This window comes from Sphingobacterium thermophilum, assembly GCF_039541675.1.
Lineage (GTDB): Bacteria > Bacteroidota > Bacteroidia > Sphingobacteriales > Sphingobacteriaceae > Sphingobacterium > Sphingobacterium thermophilum.
The window spans coordinates 400,232-424,778 of sequence record NZ_BAABGR010000015.1; the positions used below are offsets into that span (position 1 = coordinate 400,232).

The 24,547-nt window shown below is 41.7% G+C and carries 14 protein-coding genes and 4 tRNA genes; 16 read left to right on the forward strand and 2 right to left on the reverse strand.

Annotated elements, in window-relative coordinates:
• Positions 1-177 precede the first annotated feature (177 nt).
• Both ABD873_RS07670 and uvrC read left to right on the forward strand, forming a co-directional pair.
• Entirely contained in the window at positions 178-2,427 is a 2,250-nt protein-coding gene (locus tag ABD873_RS07670) for a penicillin-binding protein 1A (protein WP_345066849.1), read from the forward strand.
• A 73-nt stretch (positions 2,428-2,500) separates the two neighbouring features.
• Positions 2,501-4,300: an excinuclease ABC subunit UvrC gene (gene uvrC / locus ABD873_RS07675; RefSeq protein ID WP_345066852.1), complete on the forward strand. Its 1,800-nt coding sequence runs from the start codon at positions 2,501-2,503 to the stop codon at positions 4,298-4,300.
• Between the two features lie 23 nt (positions 4,301-4,323).
• On the opposite strand, the gene era is transcribed toward uvrC, so the two are convergent.
• Complete coding sequence (gene era, locus ABD873_RS07680) at positions 4,324-5,202, reverse strand: GTPase Era (protein WP_345066855.1); 879 nt, start codon at positions 5,200-5,202, stop codon at positions 4,324-4,326.
• 115 nt (positions 5,203-5,317) lie between these two features.
• On the opposite strand from era, the gene ABD873_RS07685 reads away from it, so the two are divergent.
• The 9 genes from ABD873_RS07685 (at position 5,318) to ABD873_RS07725 (ending at position 14,655) form a co-directional block, all read left to right on the forward strand.
• Positions 5,318-5,389, forward strand: a tRNA-Met gene (locus ABD873_RS07685).
• A gap of 47 nt (positions 5,390-5,436) precedes the next feature.
• Positions 5,437-5,508, forward strand: a tRNA-Met gene (locus ABD873_RS07690).
• A 47-nt stretch (positions 5,509-5,555) separates the two neighbouring features.
• Positions 5,556-5,627: transfer RNA gene (locus ABD873_RS07695), tRNA-Met, on the forward strand.
• 47 nt (positions 5,628-5,674) lie between these two features.
• Positions 5,675-5,746: transfer RNA gene (locus ABD873_RS07700), tRNA-Met, on the forward strand.
• Positions 5,747-5,956: 210 nt separating this feature from the next.
• A complete protein-coding gene (locus ABD873_RS07705) occupies positions 5,957-8,983 on the forward strand; it encodes a SusC/RagA family TonB-linked outer membrane protein (protein ID WP_345066858.1) in 3,027 nt (1,008 codons plus the stop codon).
• Between the two features lie 5 nt (positions 8,984-8,988).
• Positions 8,989-10,629 carry a RagB/SusD family nutrient uptake outer membrane protein gene (locus ABD873_RS07710; protein WP_039054579.1) on the forward strand — a complete coding sequence of 547 codons (1,641 nt, stop codon included), beginning with the start codon at positions 8,989-8,991 and terminating at the stop codon, positions 10,627-10,629.
• 321 nt (positions 10,630-10,950) lie between these two features.
• Positions 10,951-12,258 carry a ribosome biogenesis GTPase Der gene (gene der, locus ABD873_RS07715; RefSeq protein ID WP_345066862.1) on the forward strand — a complete coding sequence of 436 codons (1,308 nt, stop codon included), beginning with the start codon at positions 10,951-10,953 and terminating at the stop codon, positions 12,256-12,258.
• Positions 12,259-12,288: 30 nt separating this feature from the next.
• Positions 12,289-13,761 (forward strand): cysteine--tRNA ligase, encoded by a 1,473-nt coding sequence (gene cysS, locus ABD873_RS07720; RefSeq protein WP_345066865.1) that lies wholly within the window; start codon positions 12,289-12,291, stop codon positions 13,759-13,761.
• 24 nt (positions 13,762-13,785) lie between these two features.
• Positions 13,786-14,655 carry a nuclear transport factor 2 family protein gene (locus ABD873_RS07725; RefSeq protein ID WP_039053714.1) on the forward strand — a complete coding sequence of 290 codons (870 nt, stop codon included), beginning with the start codon at positions 13,786-13,788 and terminating at the stop codon, positions 14,653-14,655.
• An 80-nt stretch (positions 14,656-14,735) separates the two neighbouring features.
• On the opposite strand, the gene ABD873_RS07730 is transcribed toward ABD873_RS07725, so the two are convergent.
• Positions 14,736-16,091: a peptidylprolyl isomerase gene (locus tag ABD873_RS07730; RefSeq protein ID WP_345066868.1), complete on the reverse strand. Its 1,356-nt coding sequence runs from the start codon at positions 16,089-16,091 to the stop codon at positions 14,736-14,738.
• A 175-nt stretch (positions 16,092-16,266) separates the two neighbouring features.
• Between ABD873_RS07730 and ABD873_RS07735 the strand changes: the two genes are divergently transcribed.
• The 5 genes from ABD873_RS07735 (at position 16,267) to ABD873_RS07755 (ending at position 24,541) form a co-directional block, all read left to right on the forward strand.
• Positions 16,267-17,355: a lactonase family protein gene (locus tag ABD873_RS07735; RefSeq protein ID WP_345066873.1), complete on the forward strand. Its 1,089-nt coding sequence runs from the start codon at positions 16,267-16,269 to the stop codon at positions 17,353-17,355.
• 69 nt (positions 17,356-17,424) lie between these two features.
• Positions 17,425-17,964: an RNA polymerase sigma factor gene (locus ABD873_RS07740; protein ID WP_345066876.1), complete on the forward strand. Its 540-nt coding sequence runs from the start codon at positions 17,425-17,427 to the stop codon at positions 17,962-17,964.
• Positions 17,965-18,013: 49 nt separating this feature from the next.
• Positions 18,014-19,186, forward strand: a complete 1,173-nt coding sequence (locus tag ABD873_RS07745; RefSeq protein ID WP_345066878.1) for a FecR family protein — start codon at positions 18,014-18,016, stop codon at positions 19,184-19,186.
• 175 nt (positions 19,187-19,361) lie between these two features.
• A complete protein-coding gene (locus ABD873_RS07750; protein WP_345066880.1) occupies positions 19,362-23,048 on the forward strand; it encodes a SusC/RagA family TonB-linked outer membrane protein in 3,687 nt (1,228 codons plus the stop codon).
• Positions 23,049-23,059: 11 nt separating this feature from the next.
• Positions 23,060-24,541: a RagB/SusD family nutrient uptake outer membrane protein gene (locus tag ABD873_RS07755; RefSeq protein WP_345066882.1), complete on the forward strand. Its 1,482-nt coding sequence runs from the start codon at positions 23,060-23,062 to the stop codon at positions 24,539-24,541.
• Positions 24,542-24,547 lie beyond the last annotated feature (6 nt).

Consider the following 24,547-nt stretch of genomic DNA (forward strand, 5'->3'; position numbering starts at 1 on the left):
GAGGAGACCCTTTGCAGATAAGTTTGTGGATAGCGCCCCGAATTTATAAAGCTTAGTGAAAAAAAATATAGTACCTTTGTAATTCCCAAAAAATGTTAGCGTTCATGCAATAGCAGAATCTGTCAGGGAATATTTGAAAACGGAAAGAATCGTTAAGTAGCATTCTACATAATTAATATGAAGAGAGAATCAAAAAATAGTAAGCTTACACCGGAAGAGATCAAACGCTATACTCGAAATTTTTGGCTGATCATTTTTGGTGGTATAGGATGTATTTTTTTAGTAATATTTTTAGTACGTATCGGTCTTTTTGGTAAGCTTCCTGGTTTCGATGAATTGGAAAACCCAAAAAGTAATTTGGCTTCAGAAATCCTTACGGACGACAACCGTGTGTTGGGTACCTATTATAAAGAAAACAGATCTAACGTACAGTATAGTGATTTATCTCCTCATCTGGTTAATGCGTTGATTGCTACCGAAGATAAACGTTTTTATAGCCATTCGGGAATAGATTATTCCCGTACGATAACTACGGTCTTCTATACATTGATGGGAAACAAGCAAGGGGGAAGTACGATCACTCAACAGCTAGCATTAAATCTTTTTTCGGAAAAGAGAGAGCGCAACACCATCAAGCGTATCATGCAGAAACTGCAGGAATGGATTACGGCCGTACGTTTGGAACGGAACTACACTAAAGAAGAGATCATCATGATGTACTTCAATACCGTAGACTTCGGCTATAAAAATACGTATGGTATTAAGTCTGCGGCACGGACCTTCTTCAATACCACGCCGGATAAGCTGAAGATGGAAGAAGCAGCCGTGTTGGTAGGTATGTTGAAAGGCCCTTCTTTATTTTCTCCTATCCGCAATCCGGAACGTTCGCTTAACCGCCGTAACCTGGTGTTGGCCAATATGATGAAAGAGGGCTTTATCACCAAAGAAGAATATGAGGAAGCCAAGGAAAAACCGTTGAAGCTGAATCTCAATGTGACGAGCTATGGCGAAGGCCCGGCCCCTTATTTCCGTGCGGTGCTGAAAGATGAGATCAAGAAGGAGTTTCAACGTCTGGGCATCACCAAAGAGGATGGCACCCCGTACGACTTGGATAGAGACGGACTTCGCATCTATACACCTATAAATTACGATATGCAGCTGTATGCCGAACAGGCACAGAAAGAATGGATGCAGAAGCTGCAAAAAGAGTTTGATAAGCAGTGGCGCAACAGAAATCCTTTTGCCGGGGAGCGTGCTAAGCTCCTCACTACTGGTATGAAGCGTTCGGACCGTTATATACAGATGAAAAATGACGGCGCTTCTGAAGAGGAAATCCTGAAAGCTTTCAACACAAAGACGCGCATGACCATCTTCACCTGGAAAGGAAGCGTCGATACGATGATGACGCCGATGGATTCTATTAAATACAACAAACTTATTCTCCGCAACTCCATGATGTCTATGGAACCACAGACCGGACATATCAAAGCGTGGGTCGGAGGGATAAGCTTTGAACATTATAAATACGATCAGGTAAAGATGGGAACACGTCAGGTGGGATCTACAGCCAAGCCTTTCACCTATGCGGTGGCAATAGACAACGACTACTCGCCGTGTCAGCCGATTCCTAACCATCCCCAAACATACGGCGACTGGTCGCCACGGGGAACTATTCAGGGTGGAGATCCTATAACCTTGAAAAATGCGCTGAAATATTCGCAAAACCACGCTACGGCATACCTCATTCACTTGGTAGGTGCTTCAAATGTGGCAGAACTTACCCGCAAGATGGGTATAACATCCAAGGTGCCTAGTTATCCTTCTATAGCTTTGGGAGCATATGAAGCATCGGTATATGATATGGTTGGTGCGTATTCGGCATTCGTCAATCACGGAACATGGATTAAGCCGGTGATGATCCTACGTATAGAAACCAAAGAAGGAACGGTAATCTATGAGCATAAACCTGAAATCCGGAAAGTGCTTAACAGTGAGTCTGCCTATATCATGGTAGATATGTTGAAAGGAGTGGTAGATGGCGGTACGGCCAGCAGACTGCGTCGTGCCGAGTTTGGGGGGATTACCTATCCTATAGGGGGTAAGACCGGTACTACCAACGACAACTCCGACGCATGGTTTATCGGCATTACGCCGCAACTGGTAACCGGAGTGTGGACAGGATGTGAAGACCGAGGTATAAGCTTCAGCAATATGCAGTATGGACAGGGGGCTGCGGCAGCCCTGCCGGTGTTCGGCTTATTTATGAAGCGTGTGTATGCTGATAGTAAGCTCGGATATTCTAAAGAGGATTTCCCTCTTCCGCCGGGAGGATTGACACGCGTGATCGACTGCTCGAAGTATAGTGGAGTGTATCAAGGTGGGGAACAGCCCGAACCGGAGCTGCAAGACGACCGTTTAGGATTTTAAAATTTGATAATATTATAACACGCCAGACAATGAATTTTCGTAATTTGTTGTCTGGCATTTTTATGTAGTGTTGATGAGTTCGTTCGATTATAAAGAAGAGTTAAAGAAGATTCCTCATAAACCTGGCGTATATCAATATTTTGATAAGGACGATGTGTTGATTTATGTGGGGAAGGCTAAAGATTTGAAGAATAGGGTGAGTTCTTATTTCGTCAATGACCGTCAGCTCAATGCCAAAACTAGGGTGTTGGTCCGTAAGATCAACCGCATAGCCTTTACCATTGTAGATACGGAAATTGATGCTTGGCTGCTGGAGAACAACCTTATCAAGAAACATAAGCCACGCTACAATGTGATGCTTAAGGACGATAAAACCTATCCTTGGATTGTCATCAAGAATGAACCTTTTCCGCGCGTACAGTGGACACGTAAATATATCAAGGATGGCTCCACTTATTTCGGTCCTTACGCTTCGGTGGGCATGATGCATGTGGTGCTGGATACCATAAGGGAGTTGTTTCCGCTGCGCACTTGCAACCTCAACCTTTCTCCTGAAATTATCGCCAAAGGGAAGTACCGTATCTGTCTGGAATATCAAATCGGCAATTGTAAGGGGCCTTGTGAGGGACTACAGTCGAAAGAAGATTACGACCAGAATCTTGCTAACATCAAAGATATCCTTAATGGTAAGATATCGGTAGTGAAAACGCGTATCAAAGAGCAGCTCGATGAAGCCGTCGCGAACCTCAACTTCGAATTGGCGCACCAGCTAAAGATCAAGTTGGATAAGCTGGAAAACTACCAATCCAAATCGACAGTGGTAAGTTCATCTATTACGAATGTGGATGTCTTTAGCATTGCATCGGATGAAAGTATAGCCTTTGTAAATTTCTTGAGAGTGGTGAACGGAGTGGTAATCCAGACGCAGACTTTGGAAATGAAAAAACGACTGGATGAGACCGATGCGGAACTGCTGCAGATTGCTATTCCAGAAATCCGCAATCGCTACAAATCGCTGTCACGCGAGATTATTGTCCCTTTTGAGATAGAGGTAGAAGGACTGCCGGATTATGTGAAGTTTACCGTCCCGAAACTGGGAGATAAGAAGAAGCTGTTGGAGCTTTCGTTGAATAACGTAGCATATTTCAAGAAAGAGCGCATGCTCCAATATGAAAAGCTGAACCCGGAGATTAAGACCGAACGTCTTTTGACGCAGATGCAGAAAGATTTGAGGCTAAACGTGCTACCACGACATATAGAATGTTTTGATAATTCCAATATTCAAGGAAACTACCCGGTGTCGGCGATAGTGGTATTCAAAGACGGCAAGCCTTCGAAAAAAGATTACAGACATTTCAACGTGAAGACCGTGGAAGGTCCTAACGATTTTGCAACGATGGAGGAGGCCGTTTACCGTCGTTACAAACGCTTGTTGGATGAGGGGCAACCTCTGCCACAGCTTATCGTTATCGACGGTGGTAAAGGACAGCTGGGCGCCGCCTTGAAAAGCCTTAAACTGTTGGGTATAGAAAAGCAGGTCACCGTGATAGGCATTGCCAAACGTCTGGAGGAGCTCTTCTATCCGGGAGATCAATATCCGCTTTATCTGGATAAGAAATCTGAAACCTTAAAGGTTATCCAGCATCTGCGGGATGAGGCACACCGCTTCGGCATCACATTTCACCGCTACCAACGTAGCCGCAAGACCTTCGTCTCTGAGCTGGAAAATATCCCTGGAATAGGAAAAACATCGGTAGAGAAGCTGTTGAGGGAGTTTAAATCGGTGAAAAAGGTGAAAGAGGCAACAGATGATGATTTAGCGAAGGTGCTGAATAAAAGGCAGATAAAAGCATTAAGAGAGTATTTTCAATAAAAAAGCAGTGTTTACACTGCTTTTTAATTATCATAACCGAAACGTTTTAGAATGTTCTTCTTTGTACGCCAATCAGGCACTACTTTGACATACAGCTCCAAGAAAACTTTATTTCCAATGAACTCTTCGATATCTTTTCGAGCGTAGGTGCCTACTTTTTTGATCATTTCACCACCTTTGCCGATGATAATGTTTTTCTGCGAATCTCTTTCTACGTAGATCTCTGCGGAAATTCTGGTGATGTTAGGTTCTTCCTTATACGAAACTACGCCTACTTCCGTGCTATATGGAATCTCTTTGTCATAGAGCATAAAGATTTTTTCGCGGATTATTTCGGAAACAAAAAATCGCATGGTCCGGTCTGTCAGCTCTTCTTTGTCATAGTAGGGAGGATGTTCCGGAAGTTTTTCTTTAATGTATTCAAGGATGGTTTGTACGTTAAATCCCAAGAGTGCGGACATAGGGAATACTGCGTCGGGATTTAAGGTTTCTTCCCAAAACTTGATTTTTTGTTTTACTTCTTCTTCGTTAGAGAGATCAACTTTGTTGATCAATACCGCTACTGGAGAGGAGGCTTTGCGCAATTTTTCCAACACGTCTTGTTCGTCATATCTTTCGTGAATGTCTGTAACAAAAAGTATCAGATCGGCATCTACAAGAGAGTCTTCCACGAAGTTCATCATGGATTCCTGCAAAGTATATTTCGGTTTTATGATGCCGGGAGTATCAGAGAAAACAATCTGATGGTTTTCGTCGTTGACTATTCCGATGATGCGATGGCGTGTTGTTTGTGCTTTAGGGGTGATGATAGACATTTTTTCACCCACTAAAGCGTTCATTAGTGTAGACTTACCTGCGTTTGGTTTACCGATAAGGCTTACGAATCCAGCTTTATGCGACATTTTTAATTTTTATTTGTTTTACAAAGAAACAAATAATATCTTTGTACTCCAATTTGAAAGGTAAATAATCTTTGTTTTTGATAACAAAATCAAAGATTTTAGCATGAAAATATAGTGCGGGGTGGAGCAGTGGTAGCTCGTCGGGCTCATAACCCGAAGGTCGTCAGTTCGAGTCTGGCCCCCGCTACCGAAAGTCGTCGGACGCGATGTCCGGCAGAAAGAATATAAATACAGTGCGGGGTGGAGCAGTGGTAGCTCGTCGGGCTCATAACCCGAAGGTCGTCAGTTCGAGTCTGGCCCCCGCTACCGAAAGTCGTCGGACACGATGTCCGGCAGAAAGCATGAAAATACAGTGCGGGATGGAGCAGTGGTAGCTCGTCGGGCTCATAACCCGAAGGTCGTCAGTTCGAGTCTGGCTCCCGCTACCGAAAGTCGTCGGACGCAATGTCCGGCAGAAAGAATAAAAATACAATGCGGGGTGGAGCAGTGGTAGCTCGTCGGGCTCATAACCCGAAGGTCGTCAGTTCGAGTCTGGCCCCCGCTACTAATCAAAAAGCCTTACATGATGATGTAAGGCTTTTTTTGTCTTCCGCTTTTCTTTTCCAGAAAATTGATTTATTAAAAGTGATTGTTACGCAAACGATTTCGTTTGTTGCTGCTATGGTATTTCAGATCAAAAATCCTATTATTGGTGGGATTTAGTTCAAAAGATTCATCTAATGATCTATTTCGTTGCATTATAAATCTAAATTATATGGCAGTAACAAATTTTCGAAAAGGAAGGAGAAGTTCCTTGATATGGATGATGTCGGGCATGCTGGTTTCTTCATTTCTTCCGTATCCGTCAAGGGCGGAATCATGGCGTTCAATCAATATTAATGCGGTTGTTCAACAGACCATACGTGGAGAAGTGAAAGGAAGTAACGGCGAAGTACTTTCAGGGGTTACCGTAGCGGTGAAAGGAAAAAGTACCGTGTCTTCCACTGACAATACAGGCTCATTCTCCATTTCCGCCAGTGTGGGAGACATATTGGAATTTAAGAGTGTGGGATATGAAACTAAAGAAGTTGTGATTTCAACTAATTATGTTTCTGTTGTGTTAAATTATGAAAGCCAGGATATTGAAGAAGTGGTGGTGACAGGGTATTCCAGTCAACGGAGAGAGAATATTTCCGCATCTATAGCTACCATTTCTCCTAAAGAACTGCAGGATACTAAGTCTCCAAATATTTCCAATTTGTTGCAGGGAAAGGTTGCCGGTATCAATGTGGTTAATGGCTCAGGACGTCCCGGAGCACAGGGCAACATCCGCATACGTGGTCGTAATTCTATTTCGTCCAAAACATCTCCTCTATGGGTAGTGGATGGTGTAGTAATGCACGGCGTGCCGAATATCAGCCCTAATGATATTGCATCACTTTCGGTGCTTAAGGATGCAGCGGCAACAGCACAGTACGGTTCAAGAGGTACGAACGGGGTTATCGTCGTGACAACAAAGACGGCAGCAAATTCGGGAGCAGGCACATTTTCCGTAAATTGGATTACCGGCACTAGCCGTTTTAATCCGGGCAAATTTAAGCTGATGAATTCGGCAGAACTATGGGATCTCTATCAAAGCTACAGCAACCAATCTGCAATTCCTAGTAACGTGACCGAAGAGGTGCTGAAGACAGACTACGATTGGGTGAAGAACGGTACGCAAGCAGGTAAGCTAAACGACTTAAATGCTTCTTATTTGGGTAGAACGGACCGCACTTCTGTAGCCTTAGGCGCCAACTATTATGCGGAAGAAGGATCGGTAAAAGGATACGATTATGAGCGTATTTCCGGAAGAATCAATATTGATCATAAACTTACGGATAAGATAACTTTCAAGCCTAAGCTGAATGCTTCTTACACCACCTATGACAGTAGGCAGCATTCTTTGTACGATATGTATCTTTATATGCCGTGGGATCAACCTTACAATGCTGATGGAACTATAAAAAATCCACAGGCAGGAGGTATAACTTGGTATGGTAGGGATAATCGCAACTACTTGTACGATCTACAGTTCAACTACGGTCAGGGACAGACATTCAATATACTCTCGAATTTGGACTTTTCTTATCGTATCAACGATAAATTCACTTTCGAGTCGATGAATAACCTGACTTACTACAATCAAACCACCCTTTCGTATGTGGATCCTAACTCCAACTCAGGATTGGGAAATCAGGGTTCTGTGTCTCAGTTTGCAGACAAACGTATTACTCGCTTTTTCAACCAAATGTTGAAATATAATGATACTTTCGGCGAGAAGCATAATGTTGCTGCTTATGCGGCCTATGAGTATTCCGACTATGTTTACAGCAGTGTGGGGGCGGGAGGCAAAGGTATAGCTCCAGGATCCCAAATTATCGACAATGCAGCGGATTTTCTTTCGATGCAAGGGACGAAAAACGATTATGCTTTCCAGTCGGTATTGGTGCAGGCTTCATACAACTATGACAACCGTTATAACGTACAGGCTTCCTACCGGATAGATGGTTCTTCCCGATTCGGAAAGAACAATCAATATGGTAGCTTCTATTCTTTAAGCGGTGCATGGAACGTTCATAATGAAGCGTTTTTCAATACGGACAAGATTAACCAGTTACGTCTTAAGGCCTCTTTCGGACAGGTAGGTAATGTGCCTAACTCCCTATATGCTTCGTATTCGTTCTACAATCTGGACGGTCAGTACAACGGACAGCCGGCGGCCATCCCGGGACAATATCAGAATCTGGATGTAAGCTGGGAGCGTTCGCGGGATGCCAACGTAGGGGTTGAATTAGGCCTATTTAATCGAGTAAATTTTACGGCAGAAGCATACTATAAAAATACGAATGGATTGTTGTATAGCGTAGCGTTCCCTGCTACTGCCGGATGGAGCAACCAGTGGATGAATATAGGTGCTATCCGTAATAAAGGTGTGGAACTGGCTCTCAATGTTGATGTCTTTAATGCGGACAATCCTTTTCAATGGAATTTAGGATTTAATATTGCAACCAACAGCAACAAAATTAAGGGGCTGAAAGATAATACCGATATCAATAGCGGCAATAAGCGCTTTTCTGTAGGTAGAGACATAGACTCTTGGTATATGCGTAGATGGGCCGGCGTAAATCCTGATAATGGAGCTCCATTGTGGGAAAAGATTGACCCACAGACAGGAGAAGTCACCACCACTTCCAACTATAATGAAGCTACCTTACAGTTTGTGGGTACTTCTACACCTAAATACCAAGGGGGCTTGCTTTCGACGATGGAATATAAAAACTTCACGCTTACCACATCGTTGGCTTTCCTAAAAGGAGCTTATGCTTACAATGCTTCCCGAGAATTGTTTGACTCCGACGGTGCATATCCAACCTACAATAATATGGTGTTACAAAAGGGATGGTCACGATGGAGCGTGGATAACCCTCATGCTACACATCCTGTAGCAATGTATAACAACAACAGTAGCTCTAATAAAACTTCTTCCCGTTATTTGGAGGATGCTTCTTTCATCCGCCTGAGGAATGTGACTTTAGGCTATACATTTAAGTCAGCCCTATTGAGCAAGTATAAGCTTAAAGGATTGAATATCTTCTTATCGGGAGACAACCTATGGACAGGAACTAAATTCTCTAGTTTGGATCCAGAGACAGCCTTGTCGGCAGCGAACGGCAGCCCAGGAGAGTCCGAAGAAGGAGATGCAACGTCACAATATCCTTCACCTAAGCGAGTTACTTTTGGTATTAACTTATCATTCTAAGTCCTATGAAATTATCGAAAATTGCAATATATGGTATTCTTGGAGCCTTTACGTTGAACGCCTGTTCGTTGGATAGAGCTCCTTATACGGCCTTGACCAATGAGTCAATAGAAAATACTCCGGGAGCGTTGGAAGCACTCAGCCTAGGAAATTATCACACCCTGAAAAGTTGGGTGGAAAACTGGCACCGTGTTACTGAATATCCTTCGGACAACGTATCGTTGAGTGGATCTACTACGGATAACCTCTTTTATAACTACAACTATCAACGTTTGGTGACCAATTCCCGTGTAAACAACTATTGGTCTAATTCCTACAAGATTATTGCAGGGACAAATGCTGTGTTGGAGGTAGTGAAAGAAGGAACGGACGCTGCCACCGACCAGATTATTGCCGAAAATCTGTATTTGCGCAGCTTGATGTATTTCTATCTGGCAAATGTTTTCGGAAGACCATATAATCAAAATCCGGAAACTAACTTGGCAGTGCCTCTTCAGCCGCAAGACAATCCTTTTGAGATAAAGGCCAGAAATACCGTTAAGGAAGTGTATGACGCTATAGAACAGGATCTCTTACGCGCCGAAAAGCTTTTCACAGCCTATAAAGGTAACATCTATGGTAATGTGTATGCTGCTCAGGCATTATTAGCCCGACTCTATCTGTATAAGGGTGATAATGAAAAGGCTATAGAATATGCCAATAAGGTAATCAATTCCGGAAAATTTGCTTTGCTTTCTACGGCTGATTATACCAAAATTGCGACAGCAGCACCAGAAAATAATCCGGAAACAATATTTGCCATCAAATTTGTGAAAGACGTAGACTATGCTTCTGATGGTTGGTACACTATTGGGTCTATGTATGCTAATATCGATGGCTCAGGGTGGGGAGAGATGTATGCTTCGCGTTCCTATTTAGAAGAGGTGCGCAAATATCCAGAAGATGTACGCTATTCTTTCATCAAGCCGGTGGTAGTTAATGAGAACGAACTTCATGCTTATTATGTCAACGACGACTATAAATATGAAAGTATTGTCGTAAGCCAGTCCGGTACAGATTATACCTATACAGAGAATGGAACGTCAAAGACTTTGATCAAGAGGTCTAACGGCGCTGGAAGTTTTGAGTATTTCATCAATATAGGAGGGAAAGAACGTACAGTATTGATAGATAAGAAGCTGGATGCCCGCAACGGATATCCGAAATATTATATCTTGAAATGTTCGGGACAGGAAGGTCAGGCTCACCTGTGGTCCCCTGTAATTTCGAGGTTGGCAGAGCTGTATTTAATACGTGCTGAGGCAAATGCCAAATTGAACAAAATCCAAGAAGCTTTGGATGACGTCAATATCATCCGCAAAAGAGCAGGCATCCCTACAGCAGGATTATGGACAACAGCTAACCTAAGTGGCAAGTCAGCATTGGATGTGGTGCTGGAAGAAAGAAAATTAGAATTGGCATGGGAAGGTCATCGCAAGTTTGATGTGTTCCGTAATGGAAAGACGTTGAACAGAATGTATCCCGGAACCCATATAGCCAATCAAAACTCTTACTTAACCATTCCGGCCACATCCAATGTTATTGTGGAATATATTCCGGAACAACAGATTACATTGAGTAATGGAGTTTTGAAGCAGAACGATTAACTCCTTTCGCATAATCCCAAAAGGCAAGATAATCATCTTGCCTTTATTTTGAAGATTTGTTGTAGTTTTTCACATAAAGCTGGCGAAGCATTCTGTAAAGAGCGTATGGGCAGTCTTATCAGTAAAATTTAGACGGATAAACTCCGTTTGTTGTTGTGTTTGATTAAAGTAAAGTTTAGGGCGCCAGTGGCGCCCTTTTTGTTCTACGTAAAATTCTGTCCATAGAATGCCGCGTATTTTATGTAACTTTGTGACCTATATTTCATTTTTGAAATAAGTTGCCGAGAGGGTAACGCGCGAGTTAAAATTTTATATTTAAGTATGGCAAACATAGTTGCAATTGTAGGTCGTCCTAACGTAGGTAAATCGACTTTATTCAATCGTCTTACAGAAAGTAGAAAAGCTATCGTAGATGATTTTAGTGGCGTAACAAGAGATCGTCATTATGAAACCGCCGAGTGGGTGGGTAAAAAGTTCACCGTAGTAGATACGGGCGGTTTTGTGCACGGCTCGGATGATATTTTCGAAAAAGCCATCCGTGATCAGGTTCTTATCGCAATCGAAGAGGCTTCAGTAATAATTTTTATGGTCGATGTATTGACCGGCATTACAGATTTGGATATGGAAATCGCAGATTTGTTGCGACGCACTTCTAAGCCTGTATATGTGGTAGCCAACAAGGTAGACCATGCAAAGCTGCATTACGACTCTTCGGAGTTTTATGCTTTTGGTTTGGGAGAGGTGTATAATGTTTCTTCTGTCACCGGTTCGGGAACGGGAGAACTGTTGGATACGGTAGTGTCGCACTTTCCGGAGCCTATAGAAGATGAAGAGGAAGACCCGCTTCCGAAAATCACCATCGTCGGAAGACCTAACGTGGGCAAGTCATCTATGACCAATGCCCTGCTAGGAGAAGAGCGTAACATTGTTACGGATATTGCCGGTACTACACGTGATACGATCAAGATTCACTACAATAAGTTTGGTCATGAATTTATTCTTATCGATACCGCAGGACTTCGTCGTAAGAAAAAGGTGAGTGAGGATATCGAATTCTATTCGGTGATGCGTACCATCCGGGCGTTAGAAGATTCGGATGTGGTGATTTTGATGCTGGATGCACAGGAAGGGGTGGAAGCGCAGGATATTAATATTTTCCATCTTGCTGAGAAAAACAGAAAAGGAGTGATGATCGTTGTCAACAAGTGGGACCTTATCGAGAAAGACCATAAGACAATGAAGGCTTTCGAAGCACAAATCAGAGAAAGGATAGCTCCTTTCACCGACGTGCCTATTATCTTCACATCTGTGGTAGAAAAACAACGTATCTTCAAAGTGGTAGAAACCGCGATGGAGGTGTATAGAAATAAAACGAAGAAAATCCCTACTTCCAAACTCAATGAAGTGATGCTGGATATTATCGAAAATTATCCGCCACCGGCATTGAAAGGAAAATATATAAAGATTAAGTATGCTACGCAGTTGCCAGGAAAGACGCCTATGTTCGCCTTTTTCTGTAACTTGCCTCAGTATATCAAGGATCCTTATAAGCGTTTTATTGAAAATAAATTGCGCGAAAACTTTGGTTTTACAGGGGTTCCTATTCAGATTTATTTCAGACAAAAATAATTTCCGCGGTCAAATTAACTAAAGTTCTATATGCAACATAATTTAGTAGTTTACAATACACTCACCCGTAAGAAAGAAAAATTTGAACCTATACATCCCAACATGGTGGGGATGTATGTGTGTGGTCCCACTGTTTATAGTGATGTACATCTTGGAAACTGTAGAACTTTTGTTTCGTTTGATTTGATATTCAGGTATCTTCGTCATCTGGGATATAAGGTACGTTATGTGCGTAATATCACCGATGCAGGACACTTAGAGGGAGATAATGATGAGGGCGACGACAAATTTGCCAAAAAGGCAAAGCTGGAGCAGTTGGAGCCTATGGAGATCGTGCAGAAGTACACCATAGGATTCCATGATGTGTTGCGCCTTTTCAATACCTTACCACCAAGTATAGAGCCTACTGCTACGGGACACATCATCGAACAGATAGAGATGGTGAAGCAGATCATTGCCAACGGCTATGCCTATGAGGTAAACGGTACCGTGTATTTTGATGTAGAGAAATACACTAAAGAGCACAACTATACTATTCTTACCAATCGCAATCTGGAAGAACTCCTCAACAATACACGTGAGCTTGGCGGGCAGGATGAGAAGAGAGGACGACTGGATTTTGCGTTGTGGATCAAGGCTAAGCCGGAGCATATCATGCGTTGGCCTTCACCATGGAGTGTAGGTTTTCCGGGGTGGCATATTGAATGTTCGGCGATGAGTCGTAAATATTTAGGTGACCAGTTTGATATTCATGGCGGTGGTATGGACCTTGCCGCCACACATCATACTAATGAGATCGCTCAGTCGCAAGCATGTAACCACACTACGCCGGCCAAATACTGGATGCATACTAATATGCTTACCGTAAATGGGGCCCGTATGTCTAAGTCCGCCGGAAATGGCTTCCTGCCAAGAGAGCTTTTCACCGGAGATCATCCTCTGCTGAAGAAAGGTTACTCACCGATGGCTGTACGCTTTTTCATGCTGCAGGCCCATTACAGAAGCACGTTAGACTTCTCCAACGAGGCGTTGGATGCCGCTGAGAAGGGTTACAGACGACTGATGAATGCTATAGCTTTGCTGGATAAGATAGTGCCTGCAAAACAGTCTAACATAGATATAAATCTTGAAGAGCTCAGAACACGCTGCTATGCCGCCATGGATGATGATTTTAACTCTCCTGTACTGATTGCGGAACTGTTTGAAGTGGTACGATTAATCAATTCCATTTATGATGGTAAACAGCAGGCTGATGAAAATACATTGAACAGCATTAAACAGTTGATGAATGATTTCGTGTTCGATATTCTTGGGTTGCGTGACGACCAGTTAGGGGCGGATAGCGAAAGTGTGGAAAAACTCATGGACTTAATTATCAAACTGCGAAACGAAGCAAAACAAAATAAAGATTACGCCACTTCAGATAGAATACGTAACGAGCTGGCGGCAATAGGAATTCAGTTAAAGGATAGCAAAGAAGGGACGATTTGGAATAAGATTTGATTAGAAGATAGCAAACGGAATTAAATGGAGTATTCAACTATTCTAAAACATGTATCTCTTGCTTGCGGCTTGTTGGTTTCACAAGTCACTTTCGCACAGCTACCTGAAAAGGTTGGGGGGCTTATCATGGCCGACCGTGCTGCAGCAACCCTATCTAAAACACAATCGCCACATGCTGCATTGCTATCTATTATAGATAAAACCTCGACATTCTATGTCCCTTCAGCGGTAAATGCATATAATTATCTTAACAACCGCCCGAACTTGGCAGATGTGATGACTTGGGAGCCTAATTTCGCCATAGTCTCCAAAAGTCTGGATTTCGGAGTAACTTCGGGAAGCATGCAGTTCCAGAAGGTGGGGGCTGTCAAACGTAATGGTCAGTACCTTATCGTCTGGAAAAGAGGCAAAAAAGGAGAATGGAAAGTGGACTTGCGTGCAGAAGTAGAAAACTATGGAAAACATAAGCCTAAGGAACTGTATTTCCACGAACCTGACAACTCAAATTATCTGAAGCATCGTTCGGAAGCAAGGCTTAAACAGCGTGAGGATATTGTCATGTCTACGGACAAGCTCATGGGTACGGTGACAAAGTCTGATACCGAAGCTGCTTATCGCGAATTCCTCGCCGATGAGGTGCGATTCTACTACCCTTGGCAAGCCGAAATCGAAGGAAAAAACAATGTGTTGAACTTTATCAAAAAGCAACGCATAGATATCGTTACCGAGCCTGTAACCGTAGGGAGAGCCTACAGTGGCGAATTTGCTTATTCTCAAGGAATGGCAACGGTTTACACTAAGGATAAAGCCTTAAAATTTAATTATATCCGCATCTGGGAATTGAAAGAAGATTATCAATGGCGTATTATCTTAGAAATGCTGTTTGAAAGATAAGATATCACGTCGACCAATAGCATAAAAAGGGCTTGAAATTTTCAAGCCCTTTTTCGTGTATAGGAGTTACAGTTTGAGTATTAATTGTCTTTCATCGGTTTTGTCCAGATCTTCAGCTCATCACAGGATAGGAAGTCAGGATTGATATCGATATAGGTGGTTTCCCTACGACTTTCAAACCATTTGTTCAACGTTCTGTTGACTTTATCTTGGCGTGCCGCCTCTTTAATTTTGGCGAAATCCTGTTCCAAGCTAGCCTTATGAGGAGGAATTCTAGAGCGTAGGTAATAGATACGGTAGGATTGTTCACCTAATCTTTTGTCTGTGTATAGCACAGGCTCAGAGATCTCTCCTTCTTTTAGTTTGTCTATGGCATTGAAGACAGCAACATCGTCGAGCTGATCCATAGGTATCAGCGTTGAACGATCTTCGTTGGTTACAACCCCGCCATTGTATTTTGTGTTTTGGTCATCCGAATAGATGGATGCTGCCTGATTGAAGGTAAGTTTCTTTGTCTTAATAAGGTTAGCAATACTGTCTATTTTGGCCTTTGCTCTGTTCAACGACTCGTATGTAGGTTGTTTTTTGATCAATACATGTCGAACATTGACTTCTTCACCACGTCTCTCTAAGACCTGTAAGAAGTGAAATCCGAACTGTGTTTCAAAGACAGGAGATATTTCTCCTTTTTTCAGGCGGAAAGCCTGTGCGGAGAATTCTTTCACCCATGTTTCACGTGTTCCGAAACCTAGTTCACCTCCATGTGGTGATGATCCCGGATCTTCAGAATACAGACGGGCTATAGTGCCGAAGTCGGATCCGTTGAGTACCTGCTGGCGATAAGTTTCGGCTCTTTTTCTAAACTGTTCTTTCTCCTCTTTAGTCAATACAGGGTTGATGACAAGCTGTGCATACTCAATTTCGGTATTGAAGTAAGGAAGACTGTCCGGATTTAGACTGTTGAAATAGCGTTTCACCTCTTCCGGTGTTACGTCCACTTTTGAGATGATCTGCTGTTGCATCTTATTGCCTCGCATCTGTTCGGCCACCATAGGACGCATCTCCTCCTTGTGCTGAAGAATAGAACGGTTGAGGAACTCTTCCAGACGTTCCTTACCTCCTGCACGTTGTATCATGGTGCGGATACGGTAGTTCAGCTGGTCGTCTATCTCACTTTCCGAAACTTCTATGGAGTCTATGGCTGCCTGTTGTGCTAAAAGCTTCTGTGTCAATAACTGTTGAAGGATATAACACTTCACTTTGTCGTCAGGCTTGTTGCCATAAGCAAGATACTGGGTGTATTCTATTTCTAAGTCAGACTGTAAAATATGCGCATTGCCTACAGTAGCAATGACGCGATCCACCAACTTCTCCTGTGCCGATAATGTATTAAGGTATGCAGTAAGAATAAACAGTATTCCTAAAAATTTTTTCATCAACTTATCTGTCAAATTTATGGTACAAAAATATCAGAATAATTCATAAAAGCATTATTTTTCAACGAATAATGCAGTCAGATAATTTTTGCGGTATGAATGTTGTACGCATTCACCCGCTAATATAATGTTTTGCTTTAACCTAATTAGGCATTTAACGATTTTTAACGAGTTTATGAAAACCATAGCCAATTTTTTCGTATTGTTATCCCTAATGTTAGGGGGATCACCTTATGCTACCTATGCGCAGCATACCAAAATGTATGTAGGAACCTATACGTCTAATAGCGATAGCAAAGGCGTTTATATTTTCGATTTCGATGAAAAGACGGGACAAGCCATTCTGTCTTCTACCATAGTGATGAGTAATCCTTCCTTTCTGGCAAGGAAGGGTAACATTCTTTACGCGGTTAATGAGGATACACAAGGTCAGCTAAGTGCCTATGATTTGGAAAAAGGAATTTTGCTAAACCAATATAGTACAGAAGGTATGCATCCCTGTCATGTGGCTTTAAGTCCGGTCATTCCGGTTGCTGTCGTTTCCAACTATTCCAGCGGTTCTTTATGTCTTTATTCATTGAATGAAGATGGAAGTATAGCACACATGGATGACTTCCTTCAGTTTAAAGGCTCCGGACCGGACAAGAAAAGACAAGAAGGCCCACATATCCACTCTGCCTTTTTCACCAAGGATGGAAGTGAAGTATATGTGTCGGACTTGGGGACGGACAAGATTTATGTGTTTTCGATAGAACAGAGAGATGGAAAATATAAGTTTGTCAAAAGGCATGAAATACCGACTAAGGCCGGTGGAGGGCCTCGTCATCTGGCCTTTTCCAAAGACCAGCAAACTTTTTATAGCATCTTAGAATTGACAGGGGAGGTGCAGGTCTTCCGAAAATCTGCAAACGAATGGAAGTCTGTTCAAATTCTGCCCTTGTATAGTCCAGGCTTTGATGGAGAGCATGGTGGCGCTGACATCAAAATAACTGAAGACGGTAGCTATGTACTGGCAACCAATCGCGGTACAGCCAATGTGCTTTGTATATATGAAATATTGAAAGACGGTAAGCTCAAAAAACGTCAGATTACTTCCGTTTTGGGGGACTCACCTCGGAATTTGAATGTTTCTCCTAGTAGCAATCATGTTTTTATCACCAATCAAAATACCAATAATCTGATTATTTTACCTTTTCAGCAAGGGAAAGTCGGAGAAAAACTACAAGAAATCGAAATTCCAAAGCCTGTATGTGTAATTTTTTAGTGCTTTTCGCCGGATTTTTGCCTAATTTTATAATGAAATTGTGACACAAGAATATTATATGGCTGCGGAATGTCCTCTACACGAGAAAAAGTAAAGGTTTTGTTTGAATTATATTATAAAAACTTATGCTACTTTGCTTACACCTTAATCGGTGATAAGAATCTGGCAGAGGATTTTGTGCAAGATGCATTCATCGCTTTATACAAAAATTACGGCACGGTAGTACAAGAGGAGAAGGTTCTAAAATCGTTTTTGTATTCTTCGGTACGTAATAGTATATATAACTGGCATAGACGAAATAATATTGAAAGGAAATATCATGAGAAGGAACCTTTCAACGAGTTAGTAGAAATAGATTTTGATAACGCACTGATTAAGGCGGAAGCGCTCTCTCAGATTAATGCTATGATTAATCAGCTGCCTGATGCATGCCAGCAGATTTTTCGTATGCATTATTTAGAAGAAATGTCCTTAAAAGAAATAGCCGAAACGCTTCAGGTGAGCATCAATACCGTAAAAACCCAAAAATTGAGAGGACTTCGTTTCCTTAAATCCAAGCTAAACCCTGAGTTGTTTTTCTTCTTGCTCTGGATATACCTTTCAAAATAATTTGAAATTTTTGTCACCCTTTTCTAACCTTAATGTTTCTAACTATTGAATGAAACAAAATCATAGCCGTATAGCTAAAGCTATAGCCAACTATATCAAGGGGACATATACCGCAGAAGAGAAAAAATTTTTGGAAGAGTGGATGAACGAAGATGTGAAAAATCAGGCTTTGTTCGAGCAGCTTGCTTCTTCTGAAAATTTAACGAAAGAACTGCTGTCATATAATAGCTTTGACTCAGACAAGGCATGGCATCGCTTTGAATCTTCTCTTACGGGAAAAATCCGAAAATTTTCTTTCAGCAAATGGTGGTACGCAGCAGCATGTGTGATTATTTTGTTGTCGTCTCTCACCTTTTATTTTTATAAAAGCTATCAGTCCGAAATCAGAGAGCAGGAGGTTGCCGTCTTGGTGGAGGGTAAAATTCTTAAAGATGCAGTAGGTGAAATACTGCCTGCAACCACGGGAGCTATCATCATCACTTCTTCGGGAGAAAAGGTATCCCTAGATGATTCCTTCAAAATCAACCTCAAGGGAGAGATAGTGTCGGGACAGGATAGTGCCGTAGCCGCTCCTGTTCTGGCCGAAGAATCCGATTATTATGAGCTTATCGTTCCTAAAGCGAAGATTATACAGTTTACCATGTTTGATGGAACAAAAGTGTGGGTGAATGCTAACTCCCGCCTGAAAATTCCTACAAATATGGCTAATAACGAACGTAAGATTGTGCTGCTGTCCGGAGAGGTATATCTTGAAGTAGCCAAATATAAGGATAGTAAATTCTATGTCGAATGTGAAAGCGGGACAGTGGAAGTATTGGGAACAAAGTTCAACGTATATGCTTATGGCAACAGGTTCAAAACAACCCTTGTCGAAGGAAGCGTAAAATTGAAAAATGCTAACCAAGAAAAAATAATTTCTCCTAACACTGCAGGGATTTGGTATGAAAATGAGTTTGTGGTCTCCAAGACTAACCTAGATGCAGATCTGGCGTGGAAAAACAATATTTTCTATTTCAACAACTATTCAATTCAGCGTATTGCCAGACAAATTGAAGACTGGTATGGCGTGAAAGTAATCATAGGAGAAGAAGTGGCAAAGTCAAGAAGCACCTATTCAGGAGAACTGAGAAGGGATGTGCCGCTGCGGGAAGTCCGCAAAATGTTGGAATACATTTCCGGGTTGGATGTCAAAATCATCGGCGAACAGCTGAACATCCAATAGATGGGATAATAATGAACCCAGCCAATTTGTTTTTTATTAATAACTATTAAAAGAATTATTAACCTTAAAATGATGGAATTATGAAAAAAAACTCTACCTGACCCCTATTAGTACTTTTTTTGAGTTATTAACTTAATTTTTACTAACTAATTAACTACAAAACCTTTAAGAATGTATGAAAAGCAATTCTTTACGAGAACGGAACGGTAAGTTCATCAGTCTCAAAAAAGCTCTAATCCTTATGAAAATGGTCTTTTTAGTTCTGTTGGCAGGTTTGCAATTTGTATTTGCAAATACATTAGCCCAGCAGATTACACTAAACTTCAAGAATGCTAAGCTAGAAGATGTATTCAAATCCATAGCGGCACAAAGTCAATACAAGTTTTTGTATAACGACGATGTATTGGCTAAGGTGCAACGTGTCTCGGTGGTGGTAAAAGATGCTCCACTAGAGGATGTCCTAAAAAAGTTAGTGGCAGAACATGGATTTGACTATAAAATCATGGCAAACACTATCCTTGTCAGTTTGCCAACCTCCAATACGTCTGTTACGGCACTGCAAACCAGAGCTTCAGGGATAGTATTGGATGACAAAGGAGCTCCTCTGTCGAATGCTTCGGTAATCGTTGTAGGAACATCACACGCCACGATGACCGACAGAGAGGGTAAGTTCCAAATTCAAGCTAGCGTAGGAAATACTTTAGAAGTTAGACACGTGGGTTTCAAAACTGCACGTATCACTATTTCTAACTTAAATAATATCCGCATTGCACTCTCTCCGGAAGAAGCTAGCATTGAGGAAGTTCAGGTAGTGGCGACAGGTTATCAAAATCTGGACAGAAAACTGTTTACTGGAGCGGCTACGAAGGTGAATGCCAAAGATGCGGAGCGCTCAGGAGTACCGGACATTACTAGGATGCTGGAAGGACAGGTGGCAGGTGTATCCATTCAGAACGTTTCAGGTACGTTTGGTGCTGCTCCTAAAGTGAGAGTTCGTGGAGCTACATCGTTGTCCGGAGATAACAAGCCATTATGGGTTGTTGACGGTATTATTCTAGAAGATGTAGTTAACATATCAAATGAAGCTCTTTCAACAGGAGATGCTAACACCTTGATTGGCTCGTCGGTAGCGGGTTTAAACCCTGATGATATCGAGTCTTTCACAATCTTGAAAGATGCTGCCGCAACGGCCATGTATGGTGCTCGTGCCATGAATGGCGTTATCGTAGTAAATACTAAAAGAGGTCGCAATACCGAAGGTAGACCTAATATTAATTATTCGGGAACAGCAACCACCTATCTGAAACCTACGTATTCCCAATTCGACATCATGAACTCGGCAGAGCAGATGTCCGTATTGTTGGAACTTCAAAACAAGGGATACTATACACACAGTGGTGCTTCAAGAGCTAAAGATGGTGGCGTGTTCTATAAGATGTATAATCTTTTGTATGACTATGATCCTACAAGCGACACTTTCTCGTTGAAAAATACACAGGAAGATAAACTGAACTTCCTGTCCAGATATGCTAATGCGAACACAGACTGGTTCGATTTGTTGTTTAAAAACTCATTGTTGCAGGAGCATTCTTTGAGTATCACGTCCGGTACAGACCGATCGCAGTCTTACTTCTCTACGTCTTTGATGAAAGATAACGGAATGACGTTGGGAGATAATGTGAAAAGATATACTGGAAACTTTAGAAATAACTTCAAGATAAACGACAGATTGTCGGCTGAAGTGTTGGTAAATAGCTCTATCCGTGATCAAAGAGCTCCAGGTACACTAACCCGCCAATCTGATCCAGTATATGGCTCTTATTCAAGAGATTTCGACATTAACCCTTATTCATATGCTCTTAATACCAGCCGTATGATGACGGCATATGATGAAAATGGAGAGCTAGAATACTTTGTCCGTAACTATGCACCTTTCAATATCTTTAATGAATTGGAGAAAAATTATCTCACATTAAATATGTTGGATTTGAAAGTGCAAGGTGGATTTAAGTTTAAAATTCTTCCGAATAAATTGACTTATTCCGTGGATGGGGCATATCGATATGCCAATACCACACGTCAACATTATATTTTGGAAGGGTCCAATATGGCGGAGGCTTTCCGTGCCGACTATGATGCTACCATTGCCAATGGAAATATTTTCTTGTATAAAGATCCGGACGATCCAAATAGCCTTCCGCAAGTCGTGTTGAACGATGGAGGTTTCTTTAACACTAATTATAATACTATTAAAAACTATTACTTCCGTCAAAATCTTGAATATGATGATACCTATAGCGAAAAGCATAGAATAAATGTGTTCGGTTCGGTGGAAGTAAGGTACACAGATAGACAAAATTCGGAATACGAAGGTATAGGCTATCAATATCAAAATGGAGGTCTGGTAAACCCGAACTATCGATTCTTCAAGAAAATGGTAGAAGGAGGAGATCCTTACTTCGGCATGGGGTATAACTATGACCGCTTTGCAGCTTTGATGCTGAGAGCTGCCTACTCGTATAACGACAAATATAGTGTCAATGTCACAGGTCGTTACGATGGCTCCAATAAGATGGGTAGATCAAGAGTGGCAAGATGGTTGCCTACTTGGAACGTGTCTGGAGCTTGGCATATAGATCAAGAGAAATTCTTTGAGTCGGTAAGCAATGTAATTAGTGGTGCTACAATACGTGCTACTTATGGACTTACGGCAAGTATGGGGAATGCAACAAACTCTTCAGCCGTATTCTACAACCAGATAACTTATAGACCTTATGAAAACGAGAAGGAGCCGGGAATTTTCATTTCCAGTCTAGCAAACTCAGAGCTGACTTGGGAGAAGATGTATGAATTGAATATCGGTACAGACTTGGCTCTTTTCAATAAGATTGATGTAACCCTAGATTGGTATAAGAGAAACCAGTTTGACCTTATAGGTACAATACTTACTTCCGGTATTGGAGGTCAATATCGTAAGAGTGCCAACTATGCCGACATGAAGGCGCGCGGATTGGAACTCACCGTAGCAGGAAATCTTTTCAGAAATACAGATGGTTTCTCATGGAGAACTTCTTTCAACTTTGGATATAACAAGAATGAGGTTACCAACTTAGAAGTTAATCCAAATATTTGGACCATGGTAAGAGCCGAAGGAGGTATCAAAAAAGGTGGTCCTCAACGTGGATTATATTCTATAACTTTTGATGGATTGGATCCTATGTATGGATTCCCTACATTTATTGGAACCTCAGGTAAGAAAACCACCTATATCAGATTGCAGGACGAGACTATTGATTATCTGACATATCATGGTCCTGTAGACCCACTTTTGACGGGAGGTTTCTATAATAAGTTTAGCTATAAAAACTTGAGCCTTTCAGTGCTGTTCACTTTTGCACAGGGTAACTATGTGCGTAAACAGCCGACTTTCTCCTCAGCATACTCTGATATGTACACCATGTCTAAAGATATGTTCAATAGATGGATGGTCCCTGGAGATGAAAAATATACCAATATACCATCACTTTTGGATCCTTTGAGTATAAGTACAGGGGTTAAAGATGAAAATGGTGGAACTGTAAATGCAATTTATCCATATAACGCGTACAACTATTCTACCGAGAATGTGGCAAAAGGGGACTTTATCCGACTGAAGAACATCTCCTTGGCTTATATGTTGCCTAAAAAAGTAGTGAGTCGCTTCGGATTTAACAGTGCTCAGGTATCCCTAGTAGGTAATAATATCGCTTTGATCTATGCGGATAAGAGACTGAATGGTGCAGATCCGGAGTTTTTCAACAATGGAGGGGTAGCAATGCCTATTCCTAAGCAGTATACATTTTCACTTAAGTTAGGTTTTTAATGAAGGTAGCAATGAAGAAGAATATATTTATAAAGGGAGCTATAGCACTATGTAGTTTGGCGCTATTTAGCTCATGTGATAAGTTTTTGGATAAAAACCCGGATATGCGAACCGAAATCAATACGGTGGATAAGGTAGCACAGCTTCTTGTTTCGGCATATCCTGGCTATTCATACATATTTACGGAATCATATACGGATAATTTTGAGGATAAGGGTCCGGGACAGGGAGGCCATGTTAACCAACCTATGGTTGATTTATACTTTTGGAAAGATCCTACAGGGTCAGGAAACAGTACGCCGGTACAATATTGGAATGGATGTTATACCGCTATTGCTGCTGCAAACCAAGCATTGGAAGCTATTGAATTAGGAAACTTCAAAGAGAGTGAAATCCGCCAATATAAGGGAGAGGCATTAGTAGCTCGCGCCTATGCCCACTTTATGTTGGTGACACTTTTCTCGAAAGCTTATGAAATAGGAAAACAGAACACCTCTCCTGGTATCCCTTATGTGACAGAGCCTGAAACAGTGGTAATGGCGAAATATGACCGTGAAACCGTAGATATTACTTACCAGAAAATTCGTCAAGATCTGGAAGAAGGTTTACCAATGTTGATGGGCGGAGTTTGGAGAGTACCAAAATATCATTTCAACCCGCAGGCAGCACATGCCTTTGCTGCACGCTTCTATCTGTTTACGGGAGAATGGGATAAGGTGATATCTCACGTGTCAGCTATTTTGCCTGACAACAATTTTTACGACAATATCAGACAGTACACAGGTAATCTTGCCTCATTGACATATGCTGAACACAGTCAGGAATATACTAAAGCGGAGAGACCTTTCAACCTGTTGTTGGCGAACTGTTATTCTACTTATCACCGAAGCTCAGGATATGGCACCTGTTTGTATGGCTTTGGAGAGACAAAGAAAAATGAATGGGCAGCAACTACAGTGTTTGGTGCATCTTTCAAAAATCGGTTAGGAAGTTGGGGAGCGCCACATTATACACCAAATAAATACAACGAATATTTCCACTATACAAACGTGGCCGCGGGTATCGGTTATCCATATATTATGATGCCTTTGTTCACCATGGATGAAGCCTTAATAAACAGGGCCGAAGCGTACATTCAGCTAGGTCAATATCAAAAAGCTATTGATGATTTGAATGTTATTGCGCGTTCAAGAATTACCAATTTTAATATCAATACCCATGGTTTGACCGTAGAAAAGGCCCGTGCATTTACTGGTGAGCAGGATGATAAGGAAGCAATGATAAAAGCTCTTCTAGATATAAAGAAAAAAGTTTTCTTGTTGGAAGGTATTCGATGGATGGATATTTTGCGTCATAGAATTACGGTAAAACACAATTTCATTGCCGCAGATGGTACAGAAACTTTTGAAGAGCTTACTCCTGAAGACAATAGAAGAATGTTTCAAATACCTCAAGAAGCAGCCTTGGCTGGTATTGAGCTAAACCCTAGATAGTCAGAT